At 71.8% G+C, this 15,541-nt stretch carries 16 protein-coding genes; 11 read left to right on the top strand and 5 right to left on the bottom strand.

All coding sequences use genetic code 11. The features are described from left to right. The first annotated feature begins 9 nt into the window (after positions 1-9). The 5 genes from AB0C38_RS07415 to AB0C38_RS07395 all read left to right on the top strand — a co-directional run bounded on the left by AB0C38_RS07415 (position 10) and on the right by AB0C38_RS07395 (position 6,408). Positions 10-960 carry a LysR substrate-binding domain-containing protein gene (locus AB0C38_RS07415; RefSeq protein ID WP_360668067.1) on the top strand — a complete coding sequence of 317 codons (951 nt, stop codon included), beginning with the start codon at positions 10-12 and terminating at the stop codon, positions 958-960. A 23-nt stretch (positions 961-983) separates the two neighbouring features. Continuing rightward, a complete protein-coding gene (locus tag AB0C38_RS07410; protein ID WP_360668064.1) occupies positions 984-2,555 on the top strand; it encodes an amidase in 1,572 nt (523 codons plus the stop codon). A gap of 263 nt (positions 2,556-2,818) precedes the next feature. Next, complete coding sequence (eno, locus tag AB0C38_RS07405; RefSeq protein WP_360668061.1) at positions 2,819-4,102, top strand: phosphopyruvate hydratase; 1,284 nt, start codon at positions 2,819-2,821, stop codon at positions 4,100-4,102. Positions 4,103-4,147: 45 nt separating this feature from the next. After that, the gene (locus tag AB0C38_RS07400) at positions 4,148-5,602 is read left to right on the top strand and encodes a phospholipase D family protein (RefSeq protein ID WP_360668058.1); all 1,455 of its coding nucleotides are present in this window, start codon (positions 4,148-4,150) and stop codon (positions 5,600-5,602) included. A 35-nt stretch (positions 5,603-5,637) separates the two neighbouring features. Further along, positions 5,638-6,408 carry an isocitrate lyase/phosphoenolpyruvate mutase family protein gene (locus AB0C38_RS07395; protein WP_360668055.1) on the top strand — a complete coding sequence of 257 codons (771 nt, stop codon included), beginning with the start codon at positions 5,638-5,640 and terminating at the stop codon, positions 6,406-6,408. A 3-nt stretch (positions 6,409-6,411) separates the two neighbouring features. Here AB0C38_RS07395 and AB0C38_RS07390 read toward each other — a convergent pair whose 3' ends face one another. From AB0C38_RS07390 to AB0C38_RS07375, 4 genes are all read right to left on the bottom strand, one after another. Beyond that, positions 6,412-7,986 (bottom strand): succinic semialdehyde dehydrogenase, encoded by a 1,575-nt coding sequence (locus AB0C38_RS07390; protein WP_360668052.1) that lies wholly within the window; start codon positions 7,984-7,986, stop codon positions 6,412-6,414. A gap of 7 nt (positions 7,987-7,993) precedes the next feature. Beyond that, complete coding sequence (locus tag AB0C38_RS07385) at positions 7,994-9,619, bottom strand: GMC family oxidoreductase N-terminal domain-containing protein (RefSeq protein ID WP_360668049.1); 1,626 nt, start codon at positions 9,617-9,619, stop codon at positions 7,994-7,996. A 91-nt stretch (positions 9,620-9,710) separates the two neighbouring features. Next, positions 9,711-10,031 (bottom strand): hypothetical protein, encoded by a 321-nt coding sequence (locus AB0C38_RS07380; protein ID WP_360668046.1) that lies wholly within the window; start codon positions 10,029-10,031, stop codon positions 9,711-9,713. A gap of 525 nt (positions 10,032-10,556) precedes the next feature. Beyond that, entirely contained in the window at positions 10,557-11,165 is a 609-nt protein-coding gene (locus tag AB0C38_RS07375) for a TetR family transcriptional regulator (RefSeq protein WP_360668044.1), read from the bottom strand. Positions 11,166-11,222: 57 nt separating this feature from the next. Here AB0C38_RS07375 and AB0C38_RS07370 point away from each other — a divergent pair, with 57 nt between their 5' ends. Next, a complete protein-coding gene (locus AB0C38_RS07370) occupies positions 11,223-11,660 on the top strand; it encodes an SRPBCC domain-containing protein (protein WP_360668042.1) in 438 nt (145 codons plus the stop codon). A gap of 22 nt (positions 11,661-11,682) precedes the next feature. On the opposite strand, the gene mftR is transcribed toward AB0C38_RS07370, so the two are convergent. Beyond that, on the bottom strand, positions 11,683-12,324 hold the full coding sequence (gene mftR, locus AB0C38_RS07365; RefSeq protein ID WP_360668039.1) for a mycofactocin system transcriptional regulator: 642 nt from the start codon (positions 12,322-12,324) through the stop codon (positions 11,683-11,685). Between the two features lie 106 nt (positions 12,325-12,430). Here mftR and mftA point away from each other — a divergent pair, with 106 nt between their 5' ends. Genes mftA through AB0C38_RS07340 form a run of 5 tightly spaced genes read left to right on the top strand, consistent with a single transcriptional unit; the run spans position 12,431 to position 15,431 of the window. Continuing rightward, positions 12,431-12,535 carry a mycofactocin precursor MftA gene (mftA, locus tag AB0C38_RS07360; protein ID WP_360668036.1) on the top strand — a complete coding sequence of 35 codons (105 nt, stop codon included), beginning with the start codon at positions 12,431-12,433 and terminating at the stop codon, positions 12,533-12,535. Beyond that, positions 12,525-12,818, top strand: coding sequence for a mycofactocin biosynthesis chaperone MftB (gene mftB, locus AB0C38_RS07355; RefSeq protein WP_360668033.1), 294 nt, complete (start codon positions 12,525-12,527; stop codon positions 12,816-12,818). The genes mftA and mftB overlap by 11 nt, the downstream gene beginning before the upstream one ends. Continuing rightward, positions 12,818-13,984, top strand: a complete 1,167-nt coding sequence (mftC, locus tag AB0C38_RS07350) for a mycofactocin radical SAM maturase (protein WP_360668030.1) — start codon at positions 12,818-12,820, stop codon at positions 13,982-13,984. The genes mftB and mftC overlap by 1 nt, the downstream gene beginning before the upstream one ends. A gap of 2 nt (positions 13,985-13,986) precedes the next feature. Beyond that, positions 13,987-14,661 (top strand): mycofactocin biosynthesis peptidyl-dipeptidase MftE, encoded by a 675-nt coding sequence (gene mftE, locus AB0C38_RS07345; RefSeq protein ID WP_360668027.1) that lies wholly within the window; start codon positions 13,987-13,989, stop codon positions 14,659-14,661. Next, entirely contained in the window at positions 14,658-15,431 is a 774-nt protein-coding gene (locus tag AB0C38_RS07340) for a mycofactocin-coupled SDR family oxidoreductase (RefSeq protein ID WP_360668024.1), read from the top strand. Before mftE ends, AB0C38_RS07340 begins: the two co-directional genes overlap by 4 nt. The last annotated feature ends 110 nt before the right edge of the window (positions 15,432-15,541 follow it).

The raw sequence follows: 15,541 nt of genomic DNA, 5'->3' as shown, positions 1-15,541 counted from the left end.
CATCGAGCCATGCAGCTGCACCAGCTCGCCTACTTCGTCGCCGTCGCCGAGCACCGGCACTTCACCCGGGCCGCCGAGGAGATGCGGGTCGCCCAGCCCTCGCTGTCACAGCAGATCCGCACGCTCGAACACGACCTCGGCGCGCCGCTGTTCCACCGGATCCGCGGCAACGTCTCGCTCACCGAGGCCGGCGAGGTCCTGCTGCCGATCGCGCGGCGGATCCTGGCGGAGACCGAAAGCGCGCGGCTCGCGATCCGGGAGCTGGACGAGCTCGACCGCGGCCGCGTGCGGCTCGGCGCGCCGCCCAGCCTGTGCACGGGCCTGCTGCCCGTGATGCTGTCGGCGTTCCGCCGCCGGTACCCGGGCATCCAGCTGGAGCTGCACGAAAGCGGGTCGGGCGACCTCCGGCAGCGGCTGGCCGAAGGCGGGCTGGACCTGGCCCTGCTGGCCGGCGCACGGATGGCGGGCGACCCCCACCTGGCGGCGACGCCCCTGCTGCTCGAAGAGCTGGTCGTGATCTCCCCCGCGGACGCGCCGGTGCCGCGCGCGGGCGCCCGGCTCGACGTCCGTGAGCTCGCGGACGTCCCGCTGGTGATGTTCCGCCGCGGCTACGACGTCCGGGAAGCGACGGTCAACGCCTGCCGCACGGCCGGGTTCGAGCCGTCGTTCGCGATCGAGGGCGGCGAGATGGACGCCGTGCTGGAGCTGGTGCGCGCGGGCGTCGGGTCCGCGGTGGTGCCGAGCAGCGTCGCGGGTGAGCGCTTTCCGATGACGCACTTCGCGCCGGAGGCGGGCATGACCCGGATCGTGCAGCTGGCCTACCGCAAGGAGGTCGAACCCACCCGGGCCGTCCGGGCGCTGCGCACCGCGATCGTCGGGTTCGTGGCCGACCGCGCGAGCCTCCCGCCCGGTATCGAGTCTCTTGTGGACAGAGGAGGATCCCGGCAAATAGGGGGTTGACCGACGCCGCGTTCAGGAGTCCGATGGACGCCGTGAATCGTCTGCGCTCGGCCACCGTGCTCGTCGTCCTCGCCGGTTCCCTCCTGGCCCCGGTCCCCGCCTCCGCGGCCGGCACCGGCCTGGGCTTCGACCTCGACGCGGCCACCATCCCCGAGCTCCAGCAGCGGATGGACCACGGTGGCCTCACCGCCGTGCGGCTGACCACGGCCTACCTGCAGCGCATCGACGCACTCGACGGCAAGGTGCACTCGGTGGTCGCGATCGACCCCGGCGCGCTCCGGGCCGCCGCCGCCAGCGACGCTCGCCGTCGCGCGCACCACACGCTCGGGCAGCTCGACGGGATCCCGGTGCTGCTCAAGGACAACATCGACACGCACGCGCAGCCGGCCACGGCGGGTTCTCGGGCCCTGTCGCGCAACCGCCCGGCCGCCGACGCGGCGCTGGTGAACCGGCTCCAGCGCGGCGGTGCGGTGATCCTCGGCAAGACCAACCTGTCCGAGTGGGCCAACTTCCGCTCGACGCACGCGACGTCGGGCTGGTCCGGGATCGGCGGCCAGACGAACAACCCCTACGTCCTCGACCGCAACCCGTGCGGCTCGTCCTCCGGGTCCGGCGCCGCGGTGGCGGCCACGCTCGCCCAGGTCGCGATCGGCACCGAGACCGACGGCTCGATCGTCTGCCCGGCCGGCGCCAACGACATCGTCGGAGAGAAGCCGACGCTCGGGCTGGTCAGCCGGACCGGCGTCGTGCCGATCTCCGCGGAGCAGGACACCGCCGGGCCGATGGCGCGTCACGTCGTCGACGCCGCCGTCACGCTGTCCGTGCTGCAGGGCCGCGACCCGGCCGACCCCGCGACGGCGGCGATCCCCGCGGGGCAGCCGCGGGACTACGCGGCTCTCCTGCACCCGGGTGCGCTGCGCGGGGCCCGGATCGGGGTCTGGCGGCTGGCCGGCCAGGACGCCGACGTCGACCGGGTCGTCGGAGACGCGGTCCGGACGCTGACCGCCCGCGGCGCGACGGTCGTCGACGTCGACCTGCCGTACCAGGACCAGATCGGGGCCGCGGAGTCCCCGGCGCTGCTCACCGAGTTCAAGCGCGACCTGAACGCCTACCTCACGCACCGGCCCGGCCACCCGGCCACGCTCGACGAGCTGATCGCGTTCAACCGTCGCGACCCGGTCGAGCTGTCGAAGTTCGGCCAGGAGCTGTTCGAACAGGCCGCCGCCGCGCCGTCCCCGAGCAACCCGACCTACCGGCAGCAGCGGGCGACGGCCACTTCGCTGGCTCAGCGGTCGATCGACGAGACGCTCTCGCGGCTGCACCTGGACGCGATCGTCGCACCGACCAACAGCCCGGCGTGGAAGACGGACTACGCGACCGGAGACGCGTACGTCCTCGGTTCGTCGGGCCCGGCGGCCGTCGCGGGCTACCCGAACGTGTCGGTCCCGGCCGGCTTCGCCGGCCCGCTGCCGATCGGCGTCTCGTTCTTCGCCGGCCGCTGGGCCGACGCCCGGGTCCTGGCCTTCGCGGCGGCGTTCGAGCGCGCCGCCCCGGCCCGCCGGGCCCCGGCCTTCCTCCCCACACTCGGCTCCTGACACGCCGTGTCGTCCCCCCAATCACGCGAGATGCCCCTCCAATCACGCGAGATCGCCCCCTGATCACGCGAGTCACGTGCCGGATCACGCGAACCGACCCTCCAGGCACCCGAACCGACCGTCCAGGCACGCGAACCGACCGTCCGGGTTCCCCGCCGACCCGTTAACCCCTTATCGATTCAGACACTCTCTGCTAGCCTCCGTCCCGGACCCGCGCACGGCAGCGCCGCCGGCGCCCCTGGGGAACTCTTCGAGGAGCTGAGATGACGGCAATCGCCCGTGTTCATGGTCGCGAGGTGCTCGACAGCCGGGGCAACCCGACCGTCGAGGTGGACGTCGTGCTGGAGGACGGCTCGCTGGGCCGGGCCGCCGTCCCGTCGGGTGCCTCCACCGGCACGCGGGAAGCGGTCGAGCTCCGCGACGGCGACCAGGCGCGCTACCACGGCAAAGGCGTGCGCAAGGCCGTCACCGCGGTCAACACCGAGCTCGCCGAAGCGGTCGTCGGGCTGAACGCCGAAGCGCAGGCCGAGGTCGACGCCGCGCTGATCGCGGCCGACGGGACAGCGAACAAGGCCCGGGTCGGCGCCAACGCCACGCTCGGGATCTCCCTGGCCGTCGCGAAGGCCGCCGCGGCGGCGAACACGCTGCCGCTGTACCGCTACGTCGGCGGCGTCTTCGCCCACCAGCTGCCGATGCCGATGATGAACATCGTCAACGGCGGCGCGCACGCCGACAACCCGATCGACTTCCAGGAGTTCATGATCGGCCCGGTCGGCGCGGAGACCGTCGCCGAGGCCGTGCGGATGGGCTCGGAGGTGTTCCACACGCTGCGCGCGTCGCTGCGGAAAGCCGGGCACAGCACCAACGTCGGCGACGAAGGCGGCTTCGCGCCCAACCTCGCCTCAGCCGACGAAGCGCTCGAGTTCGTCGTCCGCGCCATCGAGGAAAGCGGCTACACCCCCGGCGAGGACATCGCGCTGCTGCTCGACCCGGCCGCGTCGGAGTTCTACGACAACGGCGTCTACGACTACCGCGGCGAAGGCCGCAAGCGCAGCGTCGAAGAGCACGTCGCCTACCTCGCCGAGCTGACCACCCGGTTCCCGATCGTCTCCATCGAGGACGGGCTCGCGCAGGACGACTACGACGGCTGGAAGCAGCTCACCGACGGCATCGGCGACCGCGTGCAGCTCGTCGGCGACGACGTCTTCTGCACCAACGTCAAGCTGCTGCAGGACGGCATCGACCGCGGGATCGCGAACTCGATCCTGGTCAAGGTCAACCAGATCGGCACGCTCACCGAGACGCTGCTGACCGTCGACACCGCGCACAAGGCGGGCTACTCGGTCGTGATGTCCCACCGCTCCGGCGAAACCGAGGACACCACGATCGCCGACCTCGCCGTCGCCACCGGCTGCGGCCAGATCAAGACGGGTTCGCTGTCCCGCTCCGACCGCACCGCCAAGTACAACCAGCTCATCCGCATCGAGGAGGAGCTGGGCGCCGAAGCCCGGTACGCCGGCCGCGCCACCCTGCGCGGCCGCCGCTGAGCCGGCCGATCGGCGGGCCGGGCCGATCTGTAGTGCCATGGACGGGTGACGACGTTTCGCTCTTTCCTGGACAAGGTGGACGACCGGCTGGGTGACGGGCTCGAGCACGTCCTGTGCGCGCACCACCGGAGACGGCTGCGTGACCTCGGCTGGGGTGACGTGCTCGGGTCCGGTGGTGCGACGGACCGGCTCGGCGGCCGGGCCGCGGTCCGCGACGGCAACCGCGTCGAGGTGCTGATCGACGGCGAAGAGGTGCTGCCGGCGATCGAGGAGGCCATCAGGGGCGCGAAGTCCCACGTGCACATCGCCAACTGGCACGCGAGCGCGGACTTCCGGCTGACGCGCGAGCCCGGCGCCCTCACCCTGCGGGAGCTGCTCGCCGAGACCGCCGGGCGGGGCGTCGAGGTGCGGGTGCTGATGTGGGCCGGGCCGCCGGTCCCGGCGTTCAAGCCGACGCGGGCCCTGGCGAAGCGGGAGCAGCGGAAGTTCACCGACGGCTCGGCCGTGCGCTGCGTGCTGGACTCCCGCGAGCGGAGCATGCACTGCCACCACGAAAAGCTCGTGGTGGTCGACGACGCCGTCGCGTTCGTCGGCGGGGTCGACTTCACCGCGCTGGAGGGCGACCGCCACGACAGCCCGGACCATCCGCCGCGGCCGATCGGCTGGCACGACCTGGCGTCCCGGCTCGAAGGACCGGTCGTCGCCGACGTCGCGAACCACTTCCGGCGGCGGTGGATGGAGGTCGCGGAAGAAGAGCTGCCGGAGCCGGCCGTGCCCCAGCCGGCCGGCGGCAGCCGCGTCCAGTTGCTGCGCACGGTGCCGAACTCGACCTACGACTTCGCGCCGAAGGGCGAGTTCACGATCCTCGACGGCTACCTGCGCGCGCTGCGCTCGGCGCGCCGGCTGATCTACCTGGAGAACCAGTTCCTGTGGTCCCCCGAGATCGCCGAGGTGCTCATCGACAAGCTGCGCACCCCACCGGACGACCGCTTCCGCATCGTGCTGCTGCTGCCGCGCAAGCCGAGCAACGGCGCCGACACCACCCGCGGCCAGCTGGGGAGGCTGCTCGACGCGGACGACGGGAACGGCCGCCTGCTCGCGACGACGATCAGCGCGCACGACGGCGACGCCTCCTCCCCCGTCTACGTCCACGCGAAGGTCGGCATCGTCGACGACGAGTGGCTGACGGTCGGGTCGGCGAACCTCAACGAGCACTCGCTGTTCAACGACACCGAGGTCAACATCGCGACCGACGACCACGAGCTGACCCGCACGACGAGGCTGCGCCTGTGGGCCGAGCACCTCGGCCGGGAGGTGGCCGAGGTGGACGGCGACCCGGCGGACGTCGTCGACGACCTCTGGCGGCCGCTGGCCGAGGAGCAGGCGGAACGGGAACGCCGGGGTGAGCAACGGACCCACCGGCTCGTGCTGCTCCCCGGCGTCTCGCGGCGGGCGGGCCGGCTGCAGGGTCCACTGCGCGGACTCCTTGTCGACGGCTGAAGCGAAGATCGCCCATCGGCCCTAGATTGGGCGGCATGACCTCCACCGCCGAAAAGGCCACCCGGCTGCAGGAGCTGCACGCCGCTCCCGAGCTGCTGCTCGTCGTCAACGTCTGGGACGCCATCACCGCCAAGGTCGTCGCCGAGACGCCCGGCACCGAGGCGCTGGCCACCCCCAGCCACGGCATCGCCGCCTCGCGCGGCTACCCGGACGGCGAAAAGATCCCGCGCGACGAGATGATCGCCGAGGTCGCGCTGATCGTGCGGACGGCGGGCGACCTGCCCGTCACCGCCGACCTCGAAGCCGGCTACGGCGATCCCGGCGGCACCATCGCCCGGGCGATCGAGGCCGGGGCCGTCGGCGCCAACCTCGAAGACCAGATGAAGCCCCTGGGCGAAGCCGTGAAGGCGGTCGAAGCCGCCGTCGCGGCCGCCCAAAAAGCCGGGGTCGACTTCGTGCTCAACGCCCGCACCGACGCCTTCATCAAGACCGACCCCGAGACCGCGCTGACCGAGGCGATCACCCGCGGCCGCGCGTACCTCGACGCCGGCGCGTCCAACTTCTTCGTCCCCGGCAAGCTGGACGAGGCCCAGGTCACGCGGCTCGTGGAAGAACTGGGCGAGCGCAAGGTCAACCTCATCGGCATCCCCGGCTCGATCCCGCTGGCCCGCGCGCAGGAGCTCGGCGTCTCCCGCGTGTCCTACGGCCCGTGGAGCCAGAACGTCGCGCTGACCGCGCTGGCCAAGCTCACCGAAGACGTCTACGCCGGCGGCGGCCTGCCCGCCGACACCCGGAAGCTCAACTGAGCGCTACCGGATGCGCAGCCGCCGCATGAGCTTCAGCCCGGACAGCATGCTTTCGACGTACTTCTCGTAGCCCTGTCCGGGCCGCGGGCCCATGACCTGCTTCTTCAGCACAGCCAGGTTCTGCCCGTCGGTGTATTTCAGCAGACCTTGGTCGCCGTGGCGGGCGCCGACCCCGGAGCTCTTCACGCCTCCGGACGGCGTCCCCTTGGCGGCAAAGGCCGTCGCCAAGATGTCGTTGATGTTGACGTTGCCGGACTCCAGGCGAGCGGCCACCGCACGCGCGGCGCCGAGGTCGCGGCCCCAGACCGAGGCGTTGAGGCCGTAGTCGGTGTCGTTGGCCAGCTCGACGGCCTCGTCGACCGTGCGGTACTTGTGCAGCGCGATCACCGGCCCGAAGGTTTCGGTGACGCCGCAGACCATGTCCTTCGTGACGCCTTCGAGGATCGTCGGCTCGAAGAACGCCGGGCCGAGGTCGGAGCGCGGCTTGCCGCCGCAGAGCACGGTCGCGCCCTTCGCGACGGCGTCGTCGACGTGCTCCTTGACGCGGCGCAGGTGGTCGGGCGAGACGAGCGAGCCCATGTCGGGCCCGAAGTCATAGGCCGCGCGGACGTCCAGCGCGCTCGTGGCCGCCACGAACGCGTCCTTGAACTCGTCGTAGCGGGACTCCGGCAGGTAGATCCGCTCGATGTGCATGCAGATCTGGCCGGTGTTGCCGAACGCGCCGAAGATCGCGCCCTGCACGGCTTCGGTGATGTCGGCGTCGTCGAGCACGATCATCGGGTTCTTGCCGCCGAGCTCCAGGCAGCAGCCGATGAGGTTGCGCCCGGCCCGCTCGCCGATCACGCGTCCGGTTGCCGTGGAGCCGGTGAACATCACGTAGTCGGCCTGGTCGATGAGCGTGGGGCCGACGTCGGGGCCTTCGCCGCAGACGACCTGGAACAGGCCCTTCGGCAGGCCTGCCTCCTCCAGCATTTCGATGCCGTAGAGCGGCGAAAGCGCGGTCTTGTTGTCCGGCTTGAGCACGACCGCGTTGCCGGCCATCAGCGCCGGGATCGCGTCGGAAATGCCGGTGGCGAACGGGAAGTTCCACGGCGCGATGATCCCGACGACGCCCTTGGGCTGCCGGACCTCGGTCGACGACGTCAGCAGCGGCACCGGGCCGCCGCGCTTGGTCGGCGCCAGCAGCTTGGCGGCCCGCCGCAGGTAGTGGCTCATCACCATGGCGGGGTCGCAGGTCTCCTCGATCGCCATCCGCCGGTTCTTGCCGCTCTCGACCTGGATGAGGTCGGCGACGGCCCGCGCGTGGTCGACGAAGAGCGCGTGCGCCCGCTTGAACACCGCCAGCCGCTGCTTGAGCGGCGTGGCCGCCCACTCGCGTTGCGCCTCGCGGGCGACGGCGAACGCCTGCTCGATGTCGGCCGGCGTCGACTGCGGCAGCTCGACGAGCACCTCGCCGGTGTAGACCTCGGTGAGCTTCCAGGTCGCGCCGGCCGAACCCGGCACGCGGGCGACCAGCTGCCGCAGGAACGCGTCGGTCACCGTCGCCGGCCGGGCGAGCTCCAGCGGGGTCACGGTCATGGTCCGCTCACTTTCCCGAGAGGACGAGCTGCGCGCCCAGCTCGCCGATCATGATGGCGGGCGCGTTGGTGTTGCCGCCGGTGATCGACGGCATGATCGAGGCGTCGCAGACCCGCAGTCCCTCGACCCCGCGCACCTTGAGGTCGGGGCCGACGACCGCGAGCTCGTCGACGCCCATCCGGCAGGTGCCGACGCCGTGGTAGACCGACGTCGCGCGGTTGAGGATCGCGTCGCGCAGCTCCTGGCCGCGCAGGTTCGTACCCGGGTGGATCTCTTCCTTGACCGCGCCCTTGAACGCCTTCGACGCGAAGATCTCGCGCACCATCTCCGAGCCCTCGGCGAGCACCTCCAGGTCGGCCGGGTCGGAGAGGTACTGGAAGTCGATGAGCGGCGCGGCGGTGGGGTCGGCCGAGGCGAGCCGGAGCGTGCCGCGGCTCTTCGGGTAGATCAGCGTGGACAGCACGGTGAGCGCGGGGCGCTTGTCGACGTCGTGGCGGATCGGCGCGTCCTGGTTGGGCGAGACGTACGCCCACGGCAGAAGGTGAAGCTGGAGGTTGGGGACCGCGTCGGCCTGCGAGGTCCGCAGGAACGCGACCGCCTCGAACACCGAGTTGGCCAGGAACGTGGTCCCGGGCTTCATCAGCTCACGGGCCAGGCCACGGGCGAAGTACGGCGCCGAGCCCTTGTTCTTGCTGGTGGACACGTGGAACGTCAGCGCGTGGAACATGTGGTCGTGCATGTTGTCGCCGACGGGCAGGTCGGCGAGCACGTCGATGCCGTGCTCCTTGAGGTGCTCGGCGTGGCCGATCCCGGACAGCATGAGCAGCTGCGCGGAGCCGGCGAACCCGGCCGAGAGGATGACCTCCTTGCCGGCGCGGATGGTGCGTTCCCGGCCGCCGTCGACGACCTCGACGCCGACGGCGCGGCCGTGCTCGACGAGGACCTTCTTTACCAGCACCCCGGACTGCAGCTCGAGCGTCGGCGGCGCGAGGTGGTGGAGGTAGCCGCGTGAGGCGCTGTAGCGCAGGCCGTCGGCAGCGTTCTGCTGCATCCGGCTGACGCCCTCTTGGGACTCGGCGTTGTAGTCGTCGAGGATCTCGCAGCCGAGCGCGTCGGCGGTGGCGTCGACGAACTGCAGCGAGCCTTCCTGGGGGATCTTGTTGCGGGTGACCCGGATCGGGCCGCCGGCACCTCGGAACGCGTTCTCGCCGTCTTCGAAGTCTTCCATCCGCTTGTACGCCGCGTTGACGCTGTCGGCGTCCCAGCCGGTGTTGCCCTCGGCGGCCCAGGAGTCGAAGTTGGCGCGGTTGCCGCGGACGTAGACCATGCCGTTGATCGAGCTGGAGCCGCCGACGACCTTGCCGCGCGGCACCGGCATCCGGCGATCGAGAACGTGTTTCTGCGGCACGCCGTAGTAGCCCCAGTCGAACGGCTTCTTGAGCTGCGGCACCGCGTGCATCGGGCCGACCAGCCCCGGCTTCTTGAGCAGCAGCCGCTCGTCGCTCTTCCCGGCTTCGAGGACGATCACGCTGGCCCCGGACTGCGCCAGCCGGCCCGCGATCGCCGCCCCCGAGCTCCCCGACCCGACGACGACGTAATCGGCCTCGTCGCCGCGCGGCGCCCTTTTCGCCATGTCCGCTCCTCGGTCCAGCCCGTGGCAAACTATAACCTGTTCTAGTTTGCTCACGGTATAGCTTCGCCGCCTCGGAGCGCAACGGGTACTCCTACGTGGCGCCCATGGCCTTCTCGATCTCCGCGACCAGCTTGCGCACCCGGCCCGTTTCCAGGCTGCCGTAACAGAACGTGTTCATGTCCACCTGGTCACCGCCGCTGGCCGGGTTCTCCACGACGTCGGTGGAGGCGCCGTCGACGGTGAACGTCAGCCGGCCCGGCCGGGAGAAGCCCGGCTCGGAATTGCTGATGTTCTTGATCTTGGTGACGCTGAAGGTGTGCTTGCGGTCGTTGCCGAAGAAGCCGTCTTTGACGGCCGCACTGATGGTGACTTCCGTGCCGCTGAACCGGATCGACCGCCGTCTGGCGTGCATGCTTCCTCCCCGCGGGACCGGAGGAAAAGCGTAAGCAGTCACCCCATCAGGCGACAAGCACCCAAGTGTGACATCGCGTCACGATCCGCCACTATGCGCTAGCCGGACATTCGCCAGAGGGGGCCCATGTCCGAGCAGTACCCGAGTGATCCCAACACACCGCAGTGGATGCAGGTGGCCCCGGCACCGCCCGGCCCGCGGGGGCGCAACACCTTCGCGGTCGCCTCGCTGGTGCAGATCGGCCGGACCAACCAGACCGGCCACGGGATGGCGATCGCCGGGATCGTGCTCAGCCTGCTGCGGGTGGGGCAGGTTACGTTCCGCCGGTCGAAGCTTCGGTGGGTGTGTTCTATCCCGACAGCAAGGCTTGGCCGGCCGGGAAGTCCGCTGCGGTGTGCACGTTCCAGGTCACCTCGGAGCAGCAATTGACCGGGCCGCTCAAGCACTGAGCCGCAGGGACGCAGGTCGCTTCTCCAGTCGCCGCGCGATCGCCTCGGTCACTCATCTCCGGATCTGTGCCGCCGGTCAGAGTCCCTGCCTCAGTGCGTCGGCCGCCCGGGCGAGGTCGGCGCGGACCTCGCGGGCCGCTCGGGCCGCTCCCTTCGCCTGGTGCCGCTGGAGACTCAGCGCGTACACGTTCCACAGCCCGGTGACCGCCGCCGCCGTGATGCGGACGATCGGGTCGTCCGGGGTCGTGCCGGCCCGGGTGGCCAGCGCCTCGACCGCGGCGTCCGTCAGCCGGTCGCGAGCCTCGCGGTGGTGCGCCACCAGCGCCGGGGTCGCCCGGATCAGCTCGCCGAACCGGCGAACCTCCTCCCAGCCGTGCCGGCGCGCCGATTCGAGCAGGAAGTCCAGCTCCTCGCCGAGCACCTCGAGGGCCGCGTCCAGGGGCGGGCGGTCGGCGAGCCGCGCGCTCAACGCGTCCACGTGCGTGTCCCAGCGGTCGGCGAGCAGGGCTTCCTTGCTGCCGAAGTGGTTGAAGACCGTCTTCTCCGTGACCCCGCACGCCCGCGCGACATCGGCGACGCGCACCGCGTCGAACCCGCGCTCCAGGAACATCCGGGTCGCCGTGTCCGACAGCTGCTGCCGCAGTTCGCGCTTCCGCCGCTCCCGCAGCGTCTCCGGTTTCAGCACCTGAACATCGTACAGCAGGAGTACTATTTATAGTGACTGTAACGAACGGGAGCGACCATGAGCGAGTTCGAGATCGTCCGCGAGTACCCGCAGGCCCGGCCCCGGGTCTGGCGCGCCCTCACCGACCCGGCGCTGGTCCCGCGGTGGACGTCGACCGGCCGCGGCGGCCGTCCCGAAGGCTTCGCGCCGGAGGTCGGCACGCGGTTCCGGTTCGTCGGCCGGCCGGTCCCCGGCTGGGACGGCATCGTCCGCTGCGAAATCCTCGCGGCCGAGGCACCCGAGCTGCTCACCTTCAGCTGGCGCAACCAGGAAACCGACCCGCCCAGCACGGTGGAGTACCACCTCGCCGAAACGACGACGGGAACCCGCCTCACCTACCGGCACACGGGGTTCCGCGGAGCCGGCGGATTCTTCATGGCCCGGCTCCTGCACCGGGTCCGGCGCCGCATGCTCACCGAAGGCTTCCCCGAGGTCCTCGCTGCGAGCGACTGGTAGCCAGGCAGTCCCGACCCGGCGATCAGCCCGGCACCGGGTCGGGCTCCATCCCCAGCACGTCATCGGCGAGCCCGGCCGCGAGAGCCCGCAACGCCGCGTCCAGGTACACCGTCAAGTCGGCATCCGCCCGCGCGGACCAGCGGTCATAAGCCGCACGGCAGGCCGCGAGCACCGCGCGCCCCACCACCAGCGGGTACAGCGACTCCTCCGGCTGCCCCGACCTCCGAGCGACGAACGCGCTCACCGCACGCTCCCACGCGTCGTAGTGGACCGCGGCGCTCGCGGCCAGGTCCGGCACCGTACTCAGCAGCGTCATCCGCCGGCGCAGCTCCGGCACGTCGTCGGCGCGGTAGTGGTTGGCCGCCAGCACCGCGCGGCGCACCGCCTCCAGTACCGGCAGGTCCGCCGGCATCTCGGCGAGCAAAGCCCGGATTGTCTGGACCTCGGTGTCGAACTCGTTCCAGAGCACGTCGGCCTTGGCGTCGTAGTAGCGGAAGAACGTCCGCCTGCTGACGCCGGCCGCGGTGGCGATCTGGTCGACGGTCGTCTCGTGGAAGCCCTGCTCGCTGAACAGCCGCAGCGCGGCGACCTCGAGCTCCCGCGCGCTGGTGCCCGGCGGGCGGCCCCGGCGGGCCGCGGGCCGGGCGAGCACGTCATCGGTCATCCGGGTGCCATTCCCTCGAGAGCCTTGATTATCGACACGGGGTGACATTACCCTCCCCACTATTCGTCACCCAGTGCCGAAAATCATCACTGCCGAAGGAGTCAGGATGAGTGAGAACCCCACCACCGAACCCGCCGCGACCGACGAGGTCCTCACGGAGGAGCTCCTCGTCGAAGAGGTCTCCATCGACGGCATGTGCGGTGTCTACTGAGGACTCGCCGGCGGGTTTCGACCTGGACGGCGCCTGGCGACTGGACGACCGGGTCTCGATCCGGCCCGAGCGGTTCGGCGCCCTGCTGTACCACTTCGGCACCCGCCGGCTTTCCTTCCTGAAGAGCCCGACGCTCCTGGACGTCGTCCGCGGCCTCGCGCGGCACCCGGACGCGCGGGCGGCGTGCGCCGAAGCCGGCGTCGGCGCCGGAGAACTGCCGAGGTACCGCGCGGCGCTGGCCGCACTGGCCGAGTCGCGCATGATCCAGCCGAGGAGCCTCTGATGTCCCTTGTGGACGAATTCCAGTACGGGCTCGACGCCCCCATCTGCCTCACCTGGGAACTGACCTACGCCTGCAACCTTTCGTGCGTCCACTGCCTTTCCTCCTCGGGACGGCGCGACCAGCGCGAGCTGTCCACAGTGGAATGCAAAGCGCTGATCGACGAGTTCGAGCGCATGCAGGTCTTCTACGTCAACATCGGCGGCGGCGAACCCACCGTCCGCCCGGACTTCTGGGAGCTCGTCGACTACGCCACCGAGCACCACGTCGGGGTCAAGTTCTCCACCAACGGCGTCAAGATCACGCCCGAGGTGGCGCGCCGCCTGGCCGCCGGCGACTACGTCGACGTCCAGATCTCCCTCGACGGCGCCACCGCCGACGTCAACGACCACGTCCGCGGCCCCGGCTCCTATGACACGGCGATCCGGGCGATGCAGCACCTCGCCGACGCGGGCTTCGAGAACTTCAAGATCTCCGTGGTGATGACGCGCCACAACGTCAGCCAGCTCGACGAGTTCAAGGCCATCGCCGACCGCTACGGCGCCCAGCTGCGGATCACGCGGCTGCGCCCGTCCGGCCGCGGCGCCGACACCTGGGACGAGCTGCACCCGACCGCCGCCCAGCAGCGCTCGTTGTACGACTGGCTGGTGGCCCACGGCGAGAACGTCCTCACCGGCGACTCGTTCTTCCACCTCGCGGGCTACGGCGAGGGCGACCTGCCCGGGCTGAACCTGTGCGGCGCCGGGCGCGTCGTGTGCCTGGTCGACCCGGTCGGCGACGTCTACGCGTGCCCGTTCGCCATCCATGACACCTTCCTCGCCGGCAACGTCCGCGGCGGCGGTGGGTTCACCAGCGTGTGGCGGGAATCCGAGCTGTTCACGTCGTTGCGTGCGCCGCAGAGTGGCGGCGCGTGCGAGTCGTGCTCGGCGTTCGACGCCTGCCGCGGCGGGTGCATGGCGGCGAAGTTCTTCACCGGCCTGCCGCTCGACGGGCCCGACCCGGAATGCGTGCGCGGGCACGGCGAACTGGCGCTCGCGGGCGTGACGAGCGTCCCGAAGCCGTCGCTCGACCACTCCCACCGGCGGCGTCCGGTCCCGGTCACCATCGGGATGCGCCGCCCGCCGGAGCGTGCCTGCGACGAGAGCCCCCTCGCCGGATTCAGGCGCTGACCGTGCGGCTCGCGGACCTGTCCTGGCCGGACGTCGCCGAGCGCGCGGCGGCCGGCGCGATCCTCGCCGTGCCGGTCGGCGCGACCGAGCAGCACGGCCCGCACCTGCCGCTTTCCACCGACACCGACATCGCGCTCGCGCTGTGCGACCGGCTCTCGGACCAGCGCCCGGACGTCCTGGTGGCGCCGGCCGTGGCCTTCGGGTCCAGCGGCGAGCACGCCGGGTTCGCCGGGACGCTGTCGATCGGCCAGGCCGCCACCGAGCTCCTGCTGCTGGAGCTGGGGCGGTCCGCGGCGGAGACGTTCACGCGGCTGCTGTTCGTCTCCGCGCACGGCGGCAACGCGGCACCGGTCGCCCGGGCCGTCGCCCGGCTGCGCGCGGAGTCGCGGGACGTGTCGGTGTTCCAGCCGCGCTGGGACGGCGACCCGCACGCCGGACGCCCGGAAACCGCACTGCAGCTGGCTTTGCGCCCCGCCGGCGTACGGATGGACCGGGCAGTCGCGGGCGACCGGCGGCCGCTGGGTGAGGTGTTTCCGCTGCTGCGGGAGGGCGGGGTGCGCGCGGTGAGCCGGACCGGCGTGCTCGGCGACCCGACCGCCGCGACTTCGACGGAAGGACGAGCGTTGCTGGACGAGCTGACCGCTCAGCTGGTGTCCCAAGTGGACGGTTGGCGATGAGGACCGCGCTCGTCACCGGCGCGGCGCGCGGGATCGGGGCCGCGACCGTGCGGCACCTGGCCGGTCAGGGATACGCCGTGCTCGCGGTCGACGTCGCCGCCGACGACCCCGCGCTGCCGTATGCGCTGGGGAGCAAGGCCGAGCTGGCCGCCGTCGCCTCGCAGACGGGTGCCGAGGCGTTCGTCGCGGACGTCCGGGACCCGGCGGCGCTGGCGGCCGCGGTGGCCGAAGCCGAACGGCGGTGGGGCGGTCTCGACGTCGCCGTCGCGGCGGCGGGGGTGATCGCCGGGGGCGTGCCGTTGTGGGAGGTGCCACCGGAGCAGGAGGACGCGGTGCTCGACGTGGACCTGCGCGGGGTGCTCAACCTGGCCCGGGTGGCGATCCCGGCGTTGCTGCGCCGTCCCGAGCCGAGGTCGGGCCGGTTCCTCGCGGTCGCCTCCGCCGCCGCGACGCGCGGGCTGCCGATGCTGGCGGCGTACTGCGCGGCGAAGGCGGGGGTCGCCGGTCTGGTCCGCGCGCTGGGCGCCGAGCTGGGCGGGACGGGTGTGACGGCCAACGCGGTCAGCCCCGGCTCCACCGACACGCCGATCCTCGCCGAGAGCGCCCGGCTGTACGGCCTGCCGGGCGCGGAGAATTTCGCCACGCAGCAACCGGTCGGGAGGTTGCTGGAGCCGGCCGAGATCGCGCGGGTAGTGGCGTTCCTGGCGGACCCGGACAGCGGCGCGACGACCGGCGCGGTGGTGCCGGTGGACGGAGGGCTGGCCTTGTGACGGCTCCTCAGCACGAGGCCCTGCCGCTCGGCGTCGCCGGATTCCGGACCGCCCTCGCGCCGAACACCCGGCCACCGCGCGCCGCGGCCCACCTCGACGAAGGGCCGATC

This window comes from Amycolatopsis sp. NPDC048633 (assembly GCF_040650695.1).
GTDB lineage: Bacteria > Actinomycetota > Actinomycetes > Mycobacteriales > Pseudonocardiaceae > Amycolatopsis.
The sequence above is the reverse complement of the archived record's forward strand: the minus strand, read 5'-3'. Positions and strand labels throughout refer to the sequence as shown.